This is a genomic window from Tritonibacter mobilis F1926 (assembly GCF_000376545.2).
In the GTDB taxonomy this organism is placed as follows: Bacteria; Pseudomonadota; Alphaproteobacteria; order Rhodobacterales; family Rhodobacteraceae; genus Epibacterium; species Epibacterium mobile.
Window position 1 is genome coordinate 21,696 of record NZ_CP015234.1, and the last position, 15,540, is coordinate 37,235.

12 protein-coding genes and 2 pseudogenes are annotated in these 15,540 nt (G+C 57.7%); 5 read left to right on the plus strand and 9 right to left on the minus strand.

The annotated features are described in order from the left end of the window. Positions 1–74: 74 nt before the first annotated feature. The 5 genes from K529_RS22825 to K529_RS22845 form a co-directional block, all read right to left on the minus strand. Complete coding sequence (locus tag K529_RS22825; protein WP_005673736.1) at positions 75–761, minus strand: YjbF family lipoprotein; 687 nt, start codon at positions 759–761, stop codon at positions 75–77. Then, positions 758–2,968, minus strand: coding sequence for a YjbH domain-containing protein (locus K529_RS22830; protein ID WP_052699532.1), 2,211 nt, complete (start codon positions 2,966–2,968; stop codon positions 758–760). The genes K529_RS22825 and K529_RS22830 overlap by 4 nt, the downstream gene beginning before the upstream one ends. A 182-nt stretch (positions 2,969–3,150) precedes the next feature. Further along, positions 3,151–5,049 (minus strand): polysaccharide biosynthesis protein, encoded by a 1,899-nt coding sequence (locus K529_RS22835; RefSeq protein ID WP_005629383.1) that lies wholly within the window; start codon positions 5,047–5,049, stop codon positions 3,151–3,153. 477 nt (positions 5,050–5,526) lie between these two features. Next, positions 5,527–6,636, minus strand: a complete 1,110-nt coding sequence (locus tag K529_RS22840) for a ParB/RepB/Spo0J family partition protein (RefSeq protein ID WP_005679590.1) — start codon at positions 6,634–6,636, stop codon at positions 5,527–5,529. Positions 6,637–6,708: 72 nt separating this feature from the next. Further along, positions 6,709–8,118, minus strand: a complete 1,410-nt coding sequence (locus K529_RS22845; protein ID WP_046002292.1) for an AAA family ATPase — start codon at positions 8,116–8,118, stop codon at positions 6,709–6,711. Between the two features lie 484 nt (positions 8,119–8,602). On the opposite strand from K529_RS22845, the gene K529_RS22850 reads away from it, so the two are divergent. Beyond that, positions 8,603–9,604 (plus strand): replication initiator protein A, encoded by a 1,002-nt coding sequence (locus K529_RS22850; protein ID WP_046002293.1) that lies wholly within the window; start codon positions 8,603–8,605, stop codon positions 9,602–9,604. Between the two features lie 16 nt (positions 9,605–9,620). On the opposite strand, the gene K529_RS22855 is transcribed toward K529_RS22850, so the two are convergent. Further along, a complete protein-coding gene (locus K529_RS22855) occupies positions 9,621–10,409 on the minus strand; it encodes an ABC transporter permease (protein ID WP_005617295.1) in 789 nt (262 codons plus the stop codon). Between the two features lie 97 nt (positions 10,410–10,506). Here K529_RS22855 and K529_RS22860 point away from each other — a divergent pair, with 97 nt between their 5' ends. The 4 genes and pseudogenes from K529_RS22860 to K529_RS23385 form a co-directional block, all read left to right on the plus strand. After that, positions 10,507–11,820: a sugar transporter gene (locus K529_RS22860; protein WP_227512295.1), complete on the plus strand. Its 1,314-nt coding sequence runs from the start codon at positions 10,507–10,509 to the stop codon at positions 11,818–11,820. 22 nt (positions 11,821–11,842) lie between these two features. Continuing rightward, positions 11,843–12,496: an ABC transporter ATP-binding protein gene (locus K529_RS22865; protein WP_005617292.1), complete on the plus strand. Its 654-nt coding sequence runs from the start codon at positions 11,843–11,845 to the stop codon at positions 12,494–12,496. 106 nt (positions 12,497–12,602) lie between these two features. Next, positions 12,603–12,855, plus strand: a pseudogene (locus K529_RS23945) (IS110 family transposase); the annotation flags it as partial. Positions 12,856–13,113: 258 nt separating this feature from the next. Beyond that, positions 13,114–13,287: pseudogene (locus tag K529_RS23385) on the plus strand (IS5/IS1182 family transposase); the annotation flags it as partial. 137 nt (positions 13,288–13,424) lie between these two features. Here the strand turns inward: K529_RS23385 and K529_RS22875 are convergent. Genes K529_RS22875 through K529_RS22885 form a run of 3 tightly spaced genes read right to left on the minus strand, consistent with a single transcriptional unit; the run spans position 13,425 to position 15,462 of the window. Beyond that, positions 13,425–14,030 (minus strand): hypothetical protein, encoded by a 606-nt coding sequence (locus tag K529_RS22875; RefSeq protein WP_157859736.1) that lies wholly within the window; start codon positions 14,028–14,030, stop codon positions 13,425–13,427. Beyond that, positions 14,027–14,770 (minus strand): hypothetical protein, encoded by a 744-nt coding sequence (locus K529_RS22880; RefSeq protein ID WP_005617289.1) that lies wholly within the window; start codon positions 14,768–14,770, stop codon positions 14,027–14,029. The genes K529_RS22875 and K529_RS22880 overlap by 4 nt, the downstream gene beginning before the upstream one ends. After that, a complete protein-coding gene (locus tag K529_RS22885) occupies positions 14,767–15,462 on the minus strand; it encodes a hypothetical protein (protein WP_005617288.1) in 696 nt (231 codons plus the stop codon). Before K529_RS22885 ends, K529_RS22880 begins: the two co-directional genes overlap by 4 nt. Between the last annotated feature and the right edge of the window lie 78 nt (positions 15,463–15,540).

The window sequence follows — 15,540 nt, forward strand, 5'->3', positions numbered from 1 at the left end:
TGGCAATTGCGCGCCAGATATCTGGCTGCACAGATGCAACCCTTTGAAATCAGAGAGCAGACCGCGCCTTAGACTCAGTCCACCACCTGACGGGTTCGGATATAGCCAATGACGGGCCCGGCCCATTGCCGCGACTGGCGTATGCGCCCGCCAGAGAGGTCGACCCAGTAATCATTGACCACCTCGCCCCCTTTGCCGTCACTGCAGCGTTCCTGCAGTCGGCGTGTGGGGTAGGCGCGCTCGACCACCTCCAAGGAGACCCGGCCCAGATCGCGCCGCTCACAGGCCAGTGTGACGCGATAAGATCCGCTGTCATCGCCGCGGAACAGGTAGCTGCGTTGCCCGCCCGTAGCAGGCCCCATAGCGCCCTGCCCGTCTGCGGGCACTTGCGCTGTGATCATGCCACCCCTGAGGCCCCGGGTCGAGATCAGCATGCCATCGCGAAAGCCAAAGCTGATGTTGTCGATACTGCGCCACAGCTCAATCCGGCCCGGTTCATCGTCCCGTCGCGCCATCTGCAGGGTCAGGTAATCGCGCAGATCCTGCTCTTCGATCACCACCTCCACATGCGGGTCCTTGATGCTGGCCAAAAGCGCCCGCGTCAGGGTTGGCGGCTGCGGTTTGCTGCCGCCCCCAAAGCGTTGCTGGATCTGGTCACGGATCAAGCCGCCCACCTCAAGCTCCAGCGGTGTGTCCTCTGGCCCCTGCGCGCAGGCCCCCAGCATGGCACATAGGCCAAGGGCATAAATCAGATGTTTCATTCCCAGAACCTCGCCCGCTGCTCACCGAGACTTTTGCGATGTGCGCCACGCACTTGTTCATAAAGCCGTCCCGGAACCTCGACGCGCTGGCCGCCATCGCGCTGCACCGGACGCATGACCATACCGTAAGAATTACGCGAGGGCTGCCCCAGAAGCCAGTTCAGCGGAATGGTCAGCTTGATGCCCTTGTCAAAGGAGCCTTCGCCAAAATCCTCCGCCGAGACATCGGTGACCGTAAAGAATCCACCAAGCTCCCAGCCATTGTTAAAGGTGCGCGTCAGCGACACCGTGGTGCCGATATCCCCGGCCAGATAGCGGCCGGCATCCACCTGCAGCAGGTAGTTCTTTGGCAACTCCAGATAGGCCGAGGCATGGCCTGTCAGCACATCATAGTCACGAAAGCCCAGACGCTGATCAAAATCACGCTGGCGCACGTAATTGAGCTCGGCCCCAAGACCCAGACGGCTGTCCACCGGCTTCCACAGGATCTCGCCGGACAGCCCGCCATACATGCTCTCGAAATAACCCAGCGAGGCGCGGGCATAGAGGTTGCGGCCCGCGCTCCAGCGCCGTTCCACATAAAGCTGTTCCAGCGTGGTGTCGGCCTGCGCATATTCACGCTGATCGGTGCGCACCTGCGGCAGATTCGACTGCCCCTCACGCCCATCGGCCACATTGCCCCAGATCCGCTGCCGGATTGCGCCTGCCAGTTTCCAGCCCGGCGCCGGGCTGTAGCTGGCCTTCAGGTCCACACCAAAATCGATCCGGAAGGGCACCGAAGGGTCAAAGTAGGACGGCGAGGTATAGGGGCTGAGTGAGTATGAAAACGCCGGATAAAGGTCTTCGGACAACAGCGCATCCTCAGCCGCCGCACCAGCATCCTGCACCGCTGCCACCGCCCAGATCGCATCCGGGGCCTCGGGGGAAAATTCCAGCGCTTCCAGATCAGAGCGGCGCACCACCACAGCCGACAGCCCCAGCCCGCCGCTTGTGGGCACGATGCGGAAGGTCTCAACCGAAGGCGGCAGGCTCTGCGCCATCGCCCGCGCCGCCCGGCCCACCGCGAGGGCCTGCGATTGATAGCGGGTGTTGCGAATGCGCGCTTCCACCGTGGTGCCGCGCAAAGTCACGCTTTCCAAAAGAAGCCCATCCTGCCGCAGCGATTGCGCCAGGAGATCGCGGGTCTTGAGCTTGGCGCTGTTGCTGTCGGCCCAGGCCGTGGTCCAGAGTGCTTCATCCTGCGCCCAGGTGCTGCGCGGCACCACCGGCGAGGGTGCGGGCACCTGCATGGGCGTTGGCGGGTGGCGCGGATTCATCTGGATCTGCGCCGAGATCCCAAACTCCGACCCATAGAGATAATACGCCCCAAGCCGTAGCTGAGGGCTGGCCTGATACTCGACTCCGAAGTTGAAATCCGACTTGCGCTCAAAGACCTGCGCGCTGCCGCTCTCCAGCGTATAGGCATCAGAGGAATATTCCGCCTTTACACCCCATTTTCCGTGGCGCCACTCGACGCCAGCAAAAGGCGCGATGTCACCGCGAAACCATTGATCCACCGAGAGTTCGCCCCCCGTATCACCGGCGGTAAAGCTGCCGCGATTGCCAATGCTCGCAATGGATCCGTTCGATCCCAAACGCCCCCAACCCAGACCGGCAGTGACCTTCAGTCGCCCGGGCAGGGCTTCGGGTTCAAAGGTTTTGGTCGCCACCACATATTCACTGGCAAACAGCCCGGTCCCGGCAAAATCACGCAGCCCCACCGCGACCGCCGGACGATAGCGTCCCTCTTTCCAGAGCCGAAAGCGCACGTCGAAATTGCGGTCGTAATAAGTGTCAAATCCGAGCAGCAGCTGATTAGGATTGCCGTTTTCAATGCCCGTGTAGCGAAACGCCACAGTCATCCACGGCAATGCCTGCACCTGCAGATTGGCGCGAAACTGGCCTGCAAACCAACTCACCGAAGAGGCAAACTGCGCATCCGGCATGGCTTCAGCACTGGGCATGTCAATCACACCGGGCGCGCCATAAAAGTTGAGGCTCGGGGTTTCGGGCCAGGCAAAGCCACGCGGCGTGCTCTCGTCGGCCAACAGGGCCTGCGAAAGCCCCGTACTCAGCATCAAAGCCAGAAGGATGCGCGCAGGTTTTGCGCTTAGATAAAACCTCGGGCCCGCGTTTGGGCCAGACAGGGTCGGGATCGGGAAAGTCACGCGCGGCTATCCTTGCTCAGTCTTATCGTTGTTGTTGGTCTTTTCCTGCCGGGGCGACACCAGGTCGAACGGGAGCCGAACTGGGGCCGACAAGCAGGAGATATCCACCTGTTGTCTTGCTTACTGCCCTACCCTTTGACGCCGATCAACGGTCAAAGCGGCTTTGTTGCAACCTGTGGCACTCAGGACGTCTTGCGATCCCGGTCGGCCTGCACATAGCCTTCGACCCAGCGCAGGATAATCTGGCGCGCGCCCTCTTCATCGCCCACCGCCACCGCCTGCCGCAGAGCCCGCATAAAGGCGGCCACTTCGATCTCGGAGAGCACCGCCTCGCGCGCGCAGAGGATCTTGGGATGGGCGGTGCGGATCAGCTCGCTCGAGAGGGTCAGCTCTTCTTGCATTTTCTCTCCCGGACGCAGGCCGATGATCTCGATGGCGATATCACCTTCCGGATGGTCCGCGTCGCGCAGGCTGTAGCCTGCAGCCTCGATCACCTGACGGGCCAGTTGCAGGATCGAGACCGGCTCTCCCATATCCAGCACGAAGACCTCGCCGCCCTTGGCCTCAGCGCCGGCTTGCAGCACCAGCTGCACCGCCTCACGGATGGTCATGAAGTAGCGTTTGACCTGCGGGTCGGTGACCGTCACCGGACCACCGCGGCTGATCTGTTCCTGAAACAGCGGGATGACCGACCCCGAAGAGCCCAGCACATTGCCAAAACGCACCATGGTAAAAACCGTGCGCCCGGCAGAGCTGTCGCCGTTTGGGTCACAGCGCGAGGCCAGATCCTGCACGATCAGCTCCGCCATCCGCTTGGACGCCCCCATCACATTGGTCGGGCGCACCGCCTTATCCGAGGACACCAGAATGAAACGCTCCACCCCAAATTCCGCCGCCGCAGAGGCCAGCGTCTGGGTGCCAAAAACATTGTTCGCAAGCCCCGGCAGCGGGTTGGTTTCCACCAACGGCACATGTTTGTAAGCAGCCGCATGCAGCACCACCTGCACCTTATGGCGCTCCAGCACCCGGCGCACCTGACGCGGATCGGTGACCGACCCCAGGACCGGGACCAGTTCAATCCCCGCGCCCTCAAGCTGCTGGCTGAGTTCTTGGTGGATGGTGTAAAGCGCCAGTTCCGACAGCTCATAAAGCACCAGTTTGGTGGGGCGGCAGGCCAGCAGCTGACGGCTGAGTTCCGACCCGATCGACCCTCCTGCACCGGACACCAGAACCACCCGTCCGGCATAGGACCCGGCACTGGCCTGAAGCGGCATATCGCAGGCATCCCGGCTCAAAAAGCTCTGCGGGGCCACCGGGGTCAGCTTTTCCACCAGAGCCTCTTCGCCAATAAGCTGGGCAAAGGAAGGCAGCGCCTGCACCTCTAGCCCCAGAGCCTGCAGGCGCTGCGTGATACGCACCTGTTTCGGCGTGCTGAGCGATGGCATCGCCAGCAACACACGTTTGACGTTGCGCATTTTGACCACATCAGAAACGCGGGCCGGAGCGTAGACCGGCAGGCCCATCAGCTTCAGCCCTTGCAGGGATTTATTGTCATCAACAAAGGCCACCGGATCGATACCATCATGGGCCTTTAAGGCCTGCGCCAACTGCGTGCCGGTATTGCCCGCACCATAAATCAACACTCGAGCCCGAGGCCGTGCCCGCCGGTAAAGCGCTAGAACCACCTGCAGCATGAACGAGCGTGCAGCCACCATCATCATCAGATAGTTCAAGCCAAAAACGACATGCACACCAAGCGGGAGTGCAGGGCCAAAGAGGGTGCAAAGCACTGCAGTACTAAGCGCCGCCACAGCAGCCACCAGCACGGTTTGTCCGACCGCATGACGTTCATAGGAAATCAACTGGATCTGAGGCAGTCCCAACCAATAGGCAAGCCCACCCGCGCTGAGCAGAACATACGGCAAGATCGGGAGCATCTGGCCCAGCAAAACCAAGGGGCCGGTCTGCGTGTTCTGCAACATCAGCGCGAACAGCAACGCAACTGGCAAAAGCACCAGATCCAGAAATAGGATGATCGTGGCTTTCTGCGGTCGCGTCAGCGCTTCCACGAGTTTCAGCATTCCCTCATATACTCCAATACACGAGTCCTATTCCCACCTGCACTGCAGGGACCAGTCAGGGAGGTCAATATACTATGTTCAAAGGTGACAACATCGGCCACCATACCACTCTAGCATGTGGCCTTCCCTGATCCGAATAAGAAAAGCGATAACCCCTCAGACTGAGCGCAATACCTCCGATTTCCTTTCAAAAATGCGGAAATTTTCACCGCATCAACGGCCTGAACAGACCCGCTCTCAACCGAAGCACCAGAAGGCTGCCACCAAGAGATAGGTCAGCATTACATACTCAATGTTTCGCACGCGAAACAATAGGTCAGAACCACTTACCCATTGTTTCGCGCGCGAAACAATGGGTAAGCAATACTTACCTATTTCGCACACCCAATCTCTTAGCCTCAAAACAGGAGTTTGAACATGAAACAGGCGCCCCAAAGGACGCCTGCCTGTCTCGAACAAAGAGGGCACCGCGCAAGATCAGCGTTGGGCGAACCAATCTTGCAGGGCCTGCATCAGATCCGGGGTGACGCCGTCTCCGCGCAATTCGATCTTCCGGGTCTCTTCCGTGAAGGTCAACGTCACCCCGGGGGCTGCGTCCAGCGAAACGCGGCTTTGCGCAGGACGGGACGAGCGCGGGGGAGGGGAGGCCTCGGAAGATGGCGCAGGGGCAGACTGCGCGGGCGTCGGGGCAGGGGAGGGCAGGGGACCAGAGTCTAAATCCTCATTTAGTCTCGCATCCCAAGCCGCAATATGCCCATGCAAGACCGCCAGCTCCTCAGAGACATGCTGGCAATCCGAGGCAATCAGATTGCCGGCCAACTCGCGGCCAAAGCGGGGGTTCTCCTCCAGATGGCGGGCGATGGCGAGACCCAGTTTTTCGGGGATCGCGGTCGGGTAGCGCAGCACATCGTCCAGCGCCTCCACCAGCGTCACAAAGCTCGCGATCTTGGAACGTTTGGCGCGGGGGACATTTTGAAACAGCCCCAAAAGCGCCTTGCGCTGATCCGGATAGACCCCCTCTGCCAGCGCCTGCACCGCGATGCGTGCGCGTTCATAATGGCTGAGGTTCACCCGGATCTCGTTTTCCTCGACCATCGCCACATAGGCGTCCGCCGCGCTTTCGGGGCGTACCACCAGCGCTTTGACAGTGGCGAATTTAGGGTCTGAGGTCTCTTGGTAGAGTCTGTTCAGCGCCGTCAGACGCCGCCAGCCGGAGATCAACCCGTGGGTTTTCTCGCCATGGGCGTCTTCGCGTTTGACCACCTCGATCGGGGTGTGCTGACCACGGGCCCGAAGCGACTCCATGAGGCCCAGCATGTCGTCCTCGCCCTGCTCGATGCGGTCACGCACAAGGTAGGTCTCGTCAATGGCCGACAGTGGCAGCTCTTCTATCATCAAGCCCTTGGTGCGGGCCTGTTCTAATACGCTTGAAAGCTCTTCGAGCGCGGCGGAGGCAGAGGTATCAGAAGCCACCTGCGCAATGGGTGCCGCCCCCATTGAGAGCGGACCGGGGGCCGCGGCGGGGCTTTTGTCACTGCCGCTCAGATAGGTGGGCTGGGCCGGGGTCAGCCGTTTGCGTTTTGCCATTTGTGTCGTCCTTCCTCATGCCGCCGGTCGAGGGGCCAAGCCTCAGTATCGCAGTCCCATCCTAATGCCGCCTCAGGAGACCGCGCGCTCTGCCTGCAACGCCAATTCCTCGCGGCGCCAGACGCCGTTGAGCAACCGCTTGAACGCCGCATAGGTTTCATCAAATGTCTCGCGCCCACGGGCATAGGTCTCGCGATTGAAATCGCGGTAATCCGCCTCGTAGATCCCGTTGACCTGCTCGCCCGCCTGACCGATGAGGGCGGTGAAATCCTGCCGGTGCGGCGACAGGGTTGGGCCCATATAGGCCTGCACCAGCCCCGCGAGCTCGCCCTGTTGCGCGCCATCGTAGCGGGTGATCACCGCCCGCACCGCATCCCATTCAAAGCCGATCTCGGGCCGCCCCAGAGCACGAGCCGCAAGGTTCTCGCCTTCCTCGATGGAGGCAAAGGTGGAATGGAGCATGTCAAAGAACCGCCCCGTACTGTCGAACTCCAGAAACGACGCGCCCATCGGCACCAAGAGGATATCGGCGGCCGAAAGACCGTTGATGGTGAGGTAGCCAAGGGCAGGGGGCGTGTCGATAAAGACCACATCGTATTGATCGAGCACCCCGTCGGCCTCCAGCCGGTCGGTGAGCGCATCCCAGAGTTTCCACGAACGCGCCGCCATCCGCCAGACCGGGATCTGGAACTCGGCCCAATACAAATTCAGCTGCGCGCCAATCAGATCAATGTTGGGCCAATGGGTCGGCTGGATCACATCCGCCGCCGTCATCTCCATCGCTGCGGTGAGGCTCTCATCGAGGGGTTGCGGCGCGTCGCCGCGATCCAGACGGCGCTGGTTTTCCACCCGCAGATGTTCGCCGTAGTGACGCGCCAGAAGCGGGAAGGCGGTCTTCCACTCATCCTCGACCTTGCCGCCAAAAATTGAGGTCATCGAGCCTTGAGAATCCAGATCGATCACCAGCACCTTGTAGCCATCGAGCGCCGCCGACATCGCCAGATGCGCGGCGGTCGAGGTCTTGCCAACGCCGCCTTTGAAGTTCGCCACCGCCACCAGTTTGGCGGCCAGGCCTTCGGGGCGGTAGGGCAGGTAGTTCTTGGCCTTTGATCCTTGCGCGGCAAAAAACGCGCGCAGCCGCAGCACCTCATCCAGAGTGAACCACTTGGCGCCGCCTTCGGTTTCCGACCGCCCCTGCGGCAGATCCGGATTGGCTTTGAGCACCCGGCGAAAATGGGCCTGCGCCACCGGGATCAGATAGCGGGTGATTTCCCAGGTGGAGAACAGACGCAGGTGTTTTGCCCCTTCTTCATTGAGACCGCGACTGGCAAGATCGGCCCGTCCGCGGGCGCAGCCTTCGGCAATCTCGGCAAAGCGGGCAGTGTCGGTGGGCTGGTCCAGCTCTGCCATGGCGGCATCGGGGTCAATGTTGAAATAGGGGGGCAGGGCGGTGCCTGCCTTACTGTGGATATCCTTGGCCATCCTGCGTCATGCCTCATGCTGAACCGGAGAGCGCCTTGCCTGGGTTTGCCCAAGTCACCACTCTCGATGTATCGTCTTTTTCACAAGATAGCAGAAAAGGCAGCAGGTGGAAGCATTATGATGATGTGACTAATATTTTCTAAGCAAATCCAACACTTGCGGCGCAGTAAATGGTCTGGATCCGGGCCACGAACAGGAGGGATCAAAAAAAGATATCCTGTTATTATTGTGTTATTTCTAGTTAAGGCAGAGCATGAGCATCTGCAAAGCCCTTTTTTTATTGGGTTTTGGCCGTGAAATTCTGAGGCGAGCGACTCTGAAACCCCGATGAAATGACTCTGAACCCCCGATCTGCTGACTCTGAACCCCCGTTGTGCGGGGCTGTGGATAACCCTAGGGTGGGTGTAATCAAAACCACGAAGGCGAATCCGGCGGCACAGCAGGACGCAAATCGTGGAACAGGCAGAGCAGTGAGACTGAATATATGACCAGCGCGGTGAGCGAGGCCGGGGGCTATCCACCCGAAGGGCAGGGGGCGTATTTCCTCTGTGACATCTTCGATGCGATGCCGAAGAATGATCTGGCGTCGATGGAGCATCCGTTGTTTTCGCTCAGCACGCGGCCCGACCGGCGCATTCTGAACTACGAGCACAACGGCGCCGAAATCACCGTGACGCCGAGCGTCAAGGGGCTGGCGACGATCCACGACAAGGACATCCTGATCTTCTGTGTGAGCCAGCTGATGGCGGCGCTCAATGCGGGCCGTCAGGTGAGCCGCACGCTGCATCTGACGGCGCATGATCTCTTGATGGCCTGCAACCGCGAGACCTCGGGCGATGCCTACCGGCGGCTGCGCGAGGCGTTTGAGCGGCTGGCGGGCACCCGGATCACCACCAATATCATCACCGGCGGACAGGAAATCACCTCGGGCTTTGGCCTCATCGAGAGCTGGGAGATTGTGCGCAAATCCCGGGGTGGGCGTATGGTCTCGGTGGCGGTGACGCTCAGTGACTGGCTGTTTCGGGCGGTGCTGTCGAAATCGGTGCTGACGCTCAGCCGCGATTATTTTCGCCTGCGCAAACCGCTGGAGCGGCGCATCTACGAGCTGGCGCGCAAACATTGCGGACGTCAGGACAGCTGGCAGATCTCGGTGGAGACGCTCCTGAAGAAATCGGGCTCCGCAAGCCCGCGCCGGGTCTTTCGCAAGATGATCCGCGACATGATCGAGGCCCAGCCCTTGCCCGATTACGAGATGGCAGAGCTGCCGGGCGACATCATCCGCTTTGCCCAGAAGGACAAGCTGCTGGAGACACCGCCGCCGGTGGTTTCCGAAGCAGCCCGCGACGAGGCGCGTCGCCTGCTGCCGGGGATCGACGTCCACGCGCTGGAGGCCGATTGGCGCGCGGTCTGGGCCAGCTCGGGCGGGCCGCGCCTGAGAAAACCGGATGCCGCATTCCTCGGCTGGGTGAGAAAACGGAAGAGCTGAGCGTACGCAGGATAGCTTATCGGTTCATGGCTTGTCGTAGATTTCGCTTTAGCAACAACAGGCCCAGCACCAAACAGAGCAACCCAAGACCAACTACGTAAGTGACGGAGACATAATCTGCATCATAGGATGCATAGATTCCGGACCGCATTTGCCCGACAACATGCACCAATGGATTGTACCATAGAATGTCGCGGAACGGTTGCGGTACGTCATCAAACATGAAGAACACGCCAGAGATGATGAACATAGGGCGATTAGCGATAGCCCAAACCGTACTGTAAGAGGGAATAGCGACGAAGAGGTAGCAGTTGATTGACCCTACCCCGAGGGTGAAAACTCCGACCATGGCAAGTGAGATCAATATTTTGGGTAGGTTTAAATGCACCTGCAGATCATAAATTATGATTATACCGGCCAACACGACGTAGATGACTAGAAGTTGTGTGAGAAAGTTCAGCAAAAAGCGGGCGAGTATGGCGTCCACAGCCGTCACGGCGGGAAATTCCAGTAGTGGCCGGTTGAATTGCACTGCAGTCGCGATCTTGTTGCCAACACCAGAGTAGATCTGAAAAACGAGGTAGCCGGATGCAAAAAATAGAGGAAAGTTTGTTCCCAGCGCTGGCTGTCTCATCACCAGCGAGAAGACCACGCTCATCAAGGCGAGCGCGGCTACGGGTTCCAAAAGGGCCCAGATGTAACCTAGCGCAGATTTCCCGTAGGTCGTGGACATCTCGCGTAGGGTGAGTGCAAAAATTGTACGCAGGGCGCGCAAAGAACGGGGTCGAAGAGCTGTCGTTTGCATCTTTGCTATCCTCTGCCCCGGCCTTAGAGAACGGTATTCAAATCGTTTCTCTTGATATAAGACGCACCTTGAGAGGGATTCAACAAGGCATATCAGATTGACTCAGAACGCTGTGAAGCCCGAAGGTGACGTATCTGAAGGTGACGTATCTAAGGACGCCCCGAAAAATACCGGGACAAAGACGCCAGAGCAAAGTAAAGCTGCGGCTGCTAAACCTGCAAAGCCGAAGGGGCCTTCCGCAGGTCCTCAGGCAGGGGCGCCCCGAGTTGTTGAAGTGCCCCCGATGGCCAGCCAAGCCAAACCGAGGAAACGCCACTATGGCATTTTGGCGAGCTTTGCCATGGTCGTGTTGGTGCCTACCCTAGCCGTCTTCATCTACATGTATCAGTTTGCGCTGGATCAGTATGAGTCCCGTGTCGGGTTCGTGGTGCGGACTGAAGAAAGCCAGTCCGCACTAGACATGTTGAGCGGTATTACAGGCGTATCCAGCGCGTCCTCTTCAGATACTGATATCCTCTATGAATTCATTCAAAGCCAGGAAATGGTGCAGCGAGTGAACGAGAAAGTGGATTTACGCCAGCTGTTCTCTCGGCCGGGGCAGGACCCTGTTTTCACTCTACATCCCGATGCCAGCCTTGAAGAACTCGTCGCGCATTGGCCCGAAAGAGTTCGCGTTTACTACGATGGGTCTACGGGTCTCATCGAAGTTCGGGTTTATGCCTTTACGGCGCAAGATGCGCATGAATTGGCGAAGCTGATTTATGGCGAAGCAAGCCGTATGATCAATGCTCTTTCAGATGTCGCGAGAGCAGATGCCACGACCTATGCGGCTGAAGAGCGAGACAAAGCGATTAAGCGGCTTGTCGCTGCGCGCCAGACCATGACAGCTTTTCGTATCCGCACACAGATTGTCGACCCTACCGCAGACATCGCTGGTCAGATGGGGTTGCTGAACACTTTGCAAGCGCAACTTGCAGAAGTGTTGATTGAGCAAGATCTTATCAGGCAAACGGCGCGCGAAGGTGATCCGCGTCTTGAACAGCTCCAAAAGCGGATCGATGTGATTGAGACACGGATCGCGGCAGAGCGGCGCAAGCTGGGGGTCGGCTCATTGGAGAGCGTGGCCGGTGGAAGCGAAAGCTTTGCCTCCTTGATTGGAGAATATGAGAGGCTGAAAGTGGATGTGGAATTCGCTGAAAGGGCTTATCTCAGTGCATTGAGTGCGTATGATGCAGCGGCTTCGGAAGCGCAGCGCACCAGTCGTTATCTGGCCGCGTATTTGCAACCGACGTTGGCAGAAACATCAACCGCACCAGCCCGATCACTGGTCGTTCTTCTCGTTGGCGGGTTTGCGCTGATGCTGTGGTTCATCGGTGTCTTAATCTACTATAGTTTCCGAGACCGCCGCTGACCGTGAAATTAAGGCGCGTGAAATGATTCATCTGGAGCAACTAAATAAGTTCTTTATGTTTCGTGGCCAGCGTAAGTACGTGGCTCGCGATGTGAACCTCAAGCTGCCATCCGGCGTTTCCATCGGTTTGTTAGGGCGCAATGGAGCGGGAAAATCCACTTTGCTGCGGATGATCGCTGGAACCGTGGAGCCTAATAGTGGCCGCATTCGTACAAGTGGGGCGATCTCCTGGCCTGTGGGGCTGGCAAGCGGAACCCATCCTGACCTGACCGGAGCACAAAACACACGCTTTCTTGCCAGGGTCTATGGTGTGGACGGCGATGAGCTTGTGGACTTCGTGAGGGGGTTCGCAGAACTGGGAAATCATTTTCATCAGCCTGTCCGCAACTATTCATCTGGTATGCGCGCCCGTTTGGGGTTTGGCGTCTCTATGGGTATTCGCTTTGATACCTATTTGGTGGACGAAGTGACCTCGGTTGGGGACGAAGTGTTTAAGCACAAGAGCCAAGCCGTGTTCCGCGCACGCATGAAAGAAGCAGGCGCTATTGTTGTAACCCACTCCCCTCAAATGATGCGGGGCATGTGTGAAGCGGGTATGGTGCTGAATGAGGGGCGACTGACATATTTTGAGAATATTGAGGAGGCGATCCGTTATAATAGTGAGTTACAAAAGTAAGGACATTACCAAGTAACTAACTGTAAGACCGCATGTCTTTTTCGCCTGCCCTGCCGGATCAGTCTGTATGCTGGTCGCGGGGCGGCGGGTGCCATCCGTTTGCGAGTGCTGCGTAGTCAAGCCGTCCCTGATCCCGGTCAGGGACGGAGAGCGGGTCAAGACTGATCGACTTGATGCCATGCGTCATGTGCGCCTTTTGCGTGCTGGAGAATTAACCCCAGTCTGGGTCCCCGATGAGACGCATGAGGCGATGCGCGATCTGGTTCGGGCCCGGGAGTGCAGCGGATGATCAGCGCCACAAGCGTCAGCTCGTCTCGGCCGTCTTTCTACGTCATGGGCGGGTCTATCAACGCTCCAAGCCGTGTGTCTGACGTCAGCGGCCATGGGACAGTTTAGGCTGAATTGATAAGAGAGGGTTTCTGAACCGCCCCTTGTTTGCCGGAGACCCAGAAGTAAGGATACTGGGTCATGGGAAAGACGAAGAACGGAAGACGTTATCCAGAAGAACTGCGCGCCAGAGCGGTGCGGATGGTTTTGGATCACGAGAGCGAATATGCCATCAGATCGGCAGCGATATTGTCGATTTCGCAAAAGGTTGGGTGCAGCAGGGACAGCTGACCGGGTATCACCGCCGGAGCCGCACAGAGGCAAAGATGAACTGCGTCAAACTGCTTGGCCAAGGCCTCATGGCTCGAGACTTCGACCGGCAGGTTGCTGAGCTCCAAATCCGGATCGCGGTGCTCAATCGCTACACCGCTCTTGGAATACCCGTTACTGAGCCCGTAGGATAAGTGTATCCGGGGAAAGGGGGGCCCGTTCAAAGCACGATTTGTGCAACAGAGCCGCAACAATACGAACAAACCTTGAAGTCAGACAAAATCGCAGTTTGAAACACGAACTCAAAAGTCTCCGGCACAACCGGGGTGGTTCATCCCTCTTCGCGCAGAAAGATCGCATCTTCTTCACCAAAAACGAAACGAAAGCGACTTTCGATCGCCGCGCATCGCAACAATATCACTTCATCGCTCGACATCAGAGCGTGTTCGCAACCGACTCCAACGACATCGCCGCTTCGGAAAAGACTCAGTGATACATCGTAGTCCATACCTTCGATGTCGAGGATGAAGAATTTTGGAACGCCAGGAGTTCCAAGCGTTCGGACCGGCGTCAGAGGTACAGGGCGCAGCACCCTGTGTGCGGAAATGAAGTCGCGATCCTTGCCACTTCCGGAGCGCAGGTTTTGCGCATTGCTTCCCGGCCGCAAAGAGGAAATGCCCTTGATCCAATCAGCAGGAGGTTCCTTACTGGTGTCAACCTGGAAGAACGTCAGGATTCCGGCATGGTTATGCACCACGGCTCGCTCCACGTGCCCGTCAGGCTCTGCCAAGGCATCGAAACGGCGTACGGACGAGACACTATCGGGGATTCGCCAGCGCGCCGAGCCCGCGCCATCGTTGGAGCCGATGACGAGCACCTCGCACGGTTCATCACAAGCCTCGATAGCATCGTACATCTGTTGATAGATTGAGGTCACGATACCCACCATTGTCCACTGGTTCCCTGTAATATCTGGGCCGCAAGGTCGCGATCGAACCATTCCGGCCACCCGTGAGAAACCTTGCGAAGATCTGGCATGCTGACGGTCTCCACACCGATCCATGCTCCTAGGGCCGCACGGTTGTCCTCCGCTTCTGGGCAATCGAAGAGTGCCTCATAGTCGACCCGGAGCAGTTGTGGGTGCATTCGGAGATGCTCCTCCACTGCCCGCAACTCGGCATTCCTTTGTAATGCAGCACGAATGGCGGTGACTGTCTTGAACCTGTCGATCGACGACTCGACAGGAGTATCTTCGAGATTATCTAGCTCCGCTACATGAAAGGTGCCAGAAGTTATGGCTTGCAACGCTGAATTGGCCGCCAGAAGCGGGTTGGCACGACCGATCAGGACTGTTGGATCGCCAGCCTTCACAATCTGTTGCACCATAGTAGGCTGCCCTAAGACAGCCCGCTGCAACGGGTCAAACCGGTTAAGATCGTGAAATTTAATATCAAGCCAGTAAAGATGCTCGGTGTCCGACCGGAGAAAGTCGAGGTACTCGACAAATTTTTCAAGGGACGGCGGATCGGTTTTTTCCCAACGCTTCATATAGTGCCCAGCACCATCCGAACTATTGTAGAAGACCTCGCCAAGGTTCACAAAAGTCTCTGCATCCCGAAAACAACGTGCAATTGCCGTGGTCCCGCTTCTTGTGTCTCCAATGCAGAATACAATCATACGCGCAGCCTTACATGAACGCCTTCATCCAAAATTTCCCTTATCTTCTTATTCTCATGGTTGCGAATATCTGCACAAAAATACTCTTCTTTATTATCCTGTCCAAAATCCCGGCTCTCACTTTCTGGAATAGTGCGAATAATTTTCTTGTCAGTGTTTGCCGCAAGTTTATGATTCAGCTCAATATTGCAACCGTTCCCAATCGGCTCCAATCCGTTATTAATGAAAAATGATCTGACAGTGTTCCATTGCGTTTTTATCGCTTCGTAATTTAAAAAAATACTTGGCGCAGGGATTTTTTCGATGTAGTTTACATTAATTGAATTATAGAGATCAATCTCCCTTTCAACCGCATTTTTATCATCGGGATCCAGCGCTGTATCCTTAAACCGGACCAGCGATGAGAGATATTTGTCGAGCGGCTTCATGGTTACAACAAATATCATTGACCCATTCTTATACCCTCTCTTGAATTTTTCGATCTCGTCCCTGTGTAGATCTGTAATTACATTATGGTGTGTCAGCCAGCTCTCGCTATCTTTTTCGAAGTTCTCTGCGTTGTATCGTAAATGTTTTCCACCGAAGATGTTCTGCAGCACGCGCGCATTTGAAAAGTTGTTTTCGATAACCCAACGCGTATAATTGGTTCCTGAGCGCGGTCGACCAAACTGTTTAATCGGGAAAAGTCCCATGTTTCGCCCCTCCTAGGGCCAGTCTAAAGAAGGCTACGATCGCCGTTCACAGAAGGATAGATTGGCCGCACGCATCCT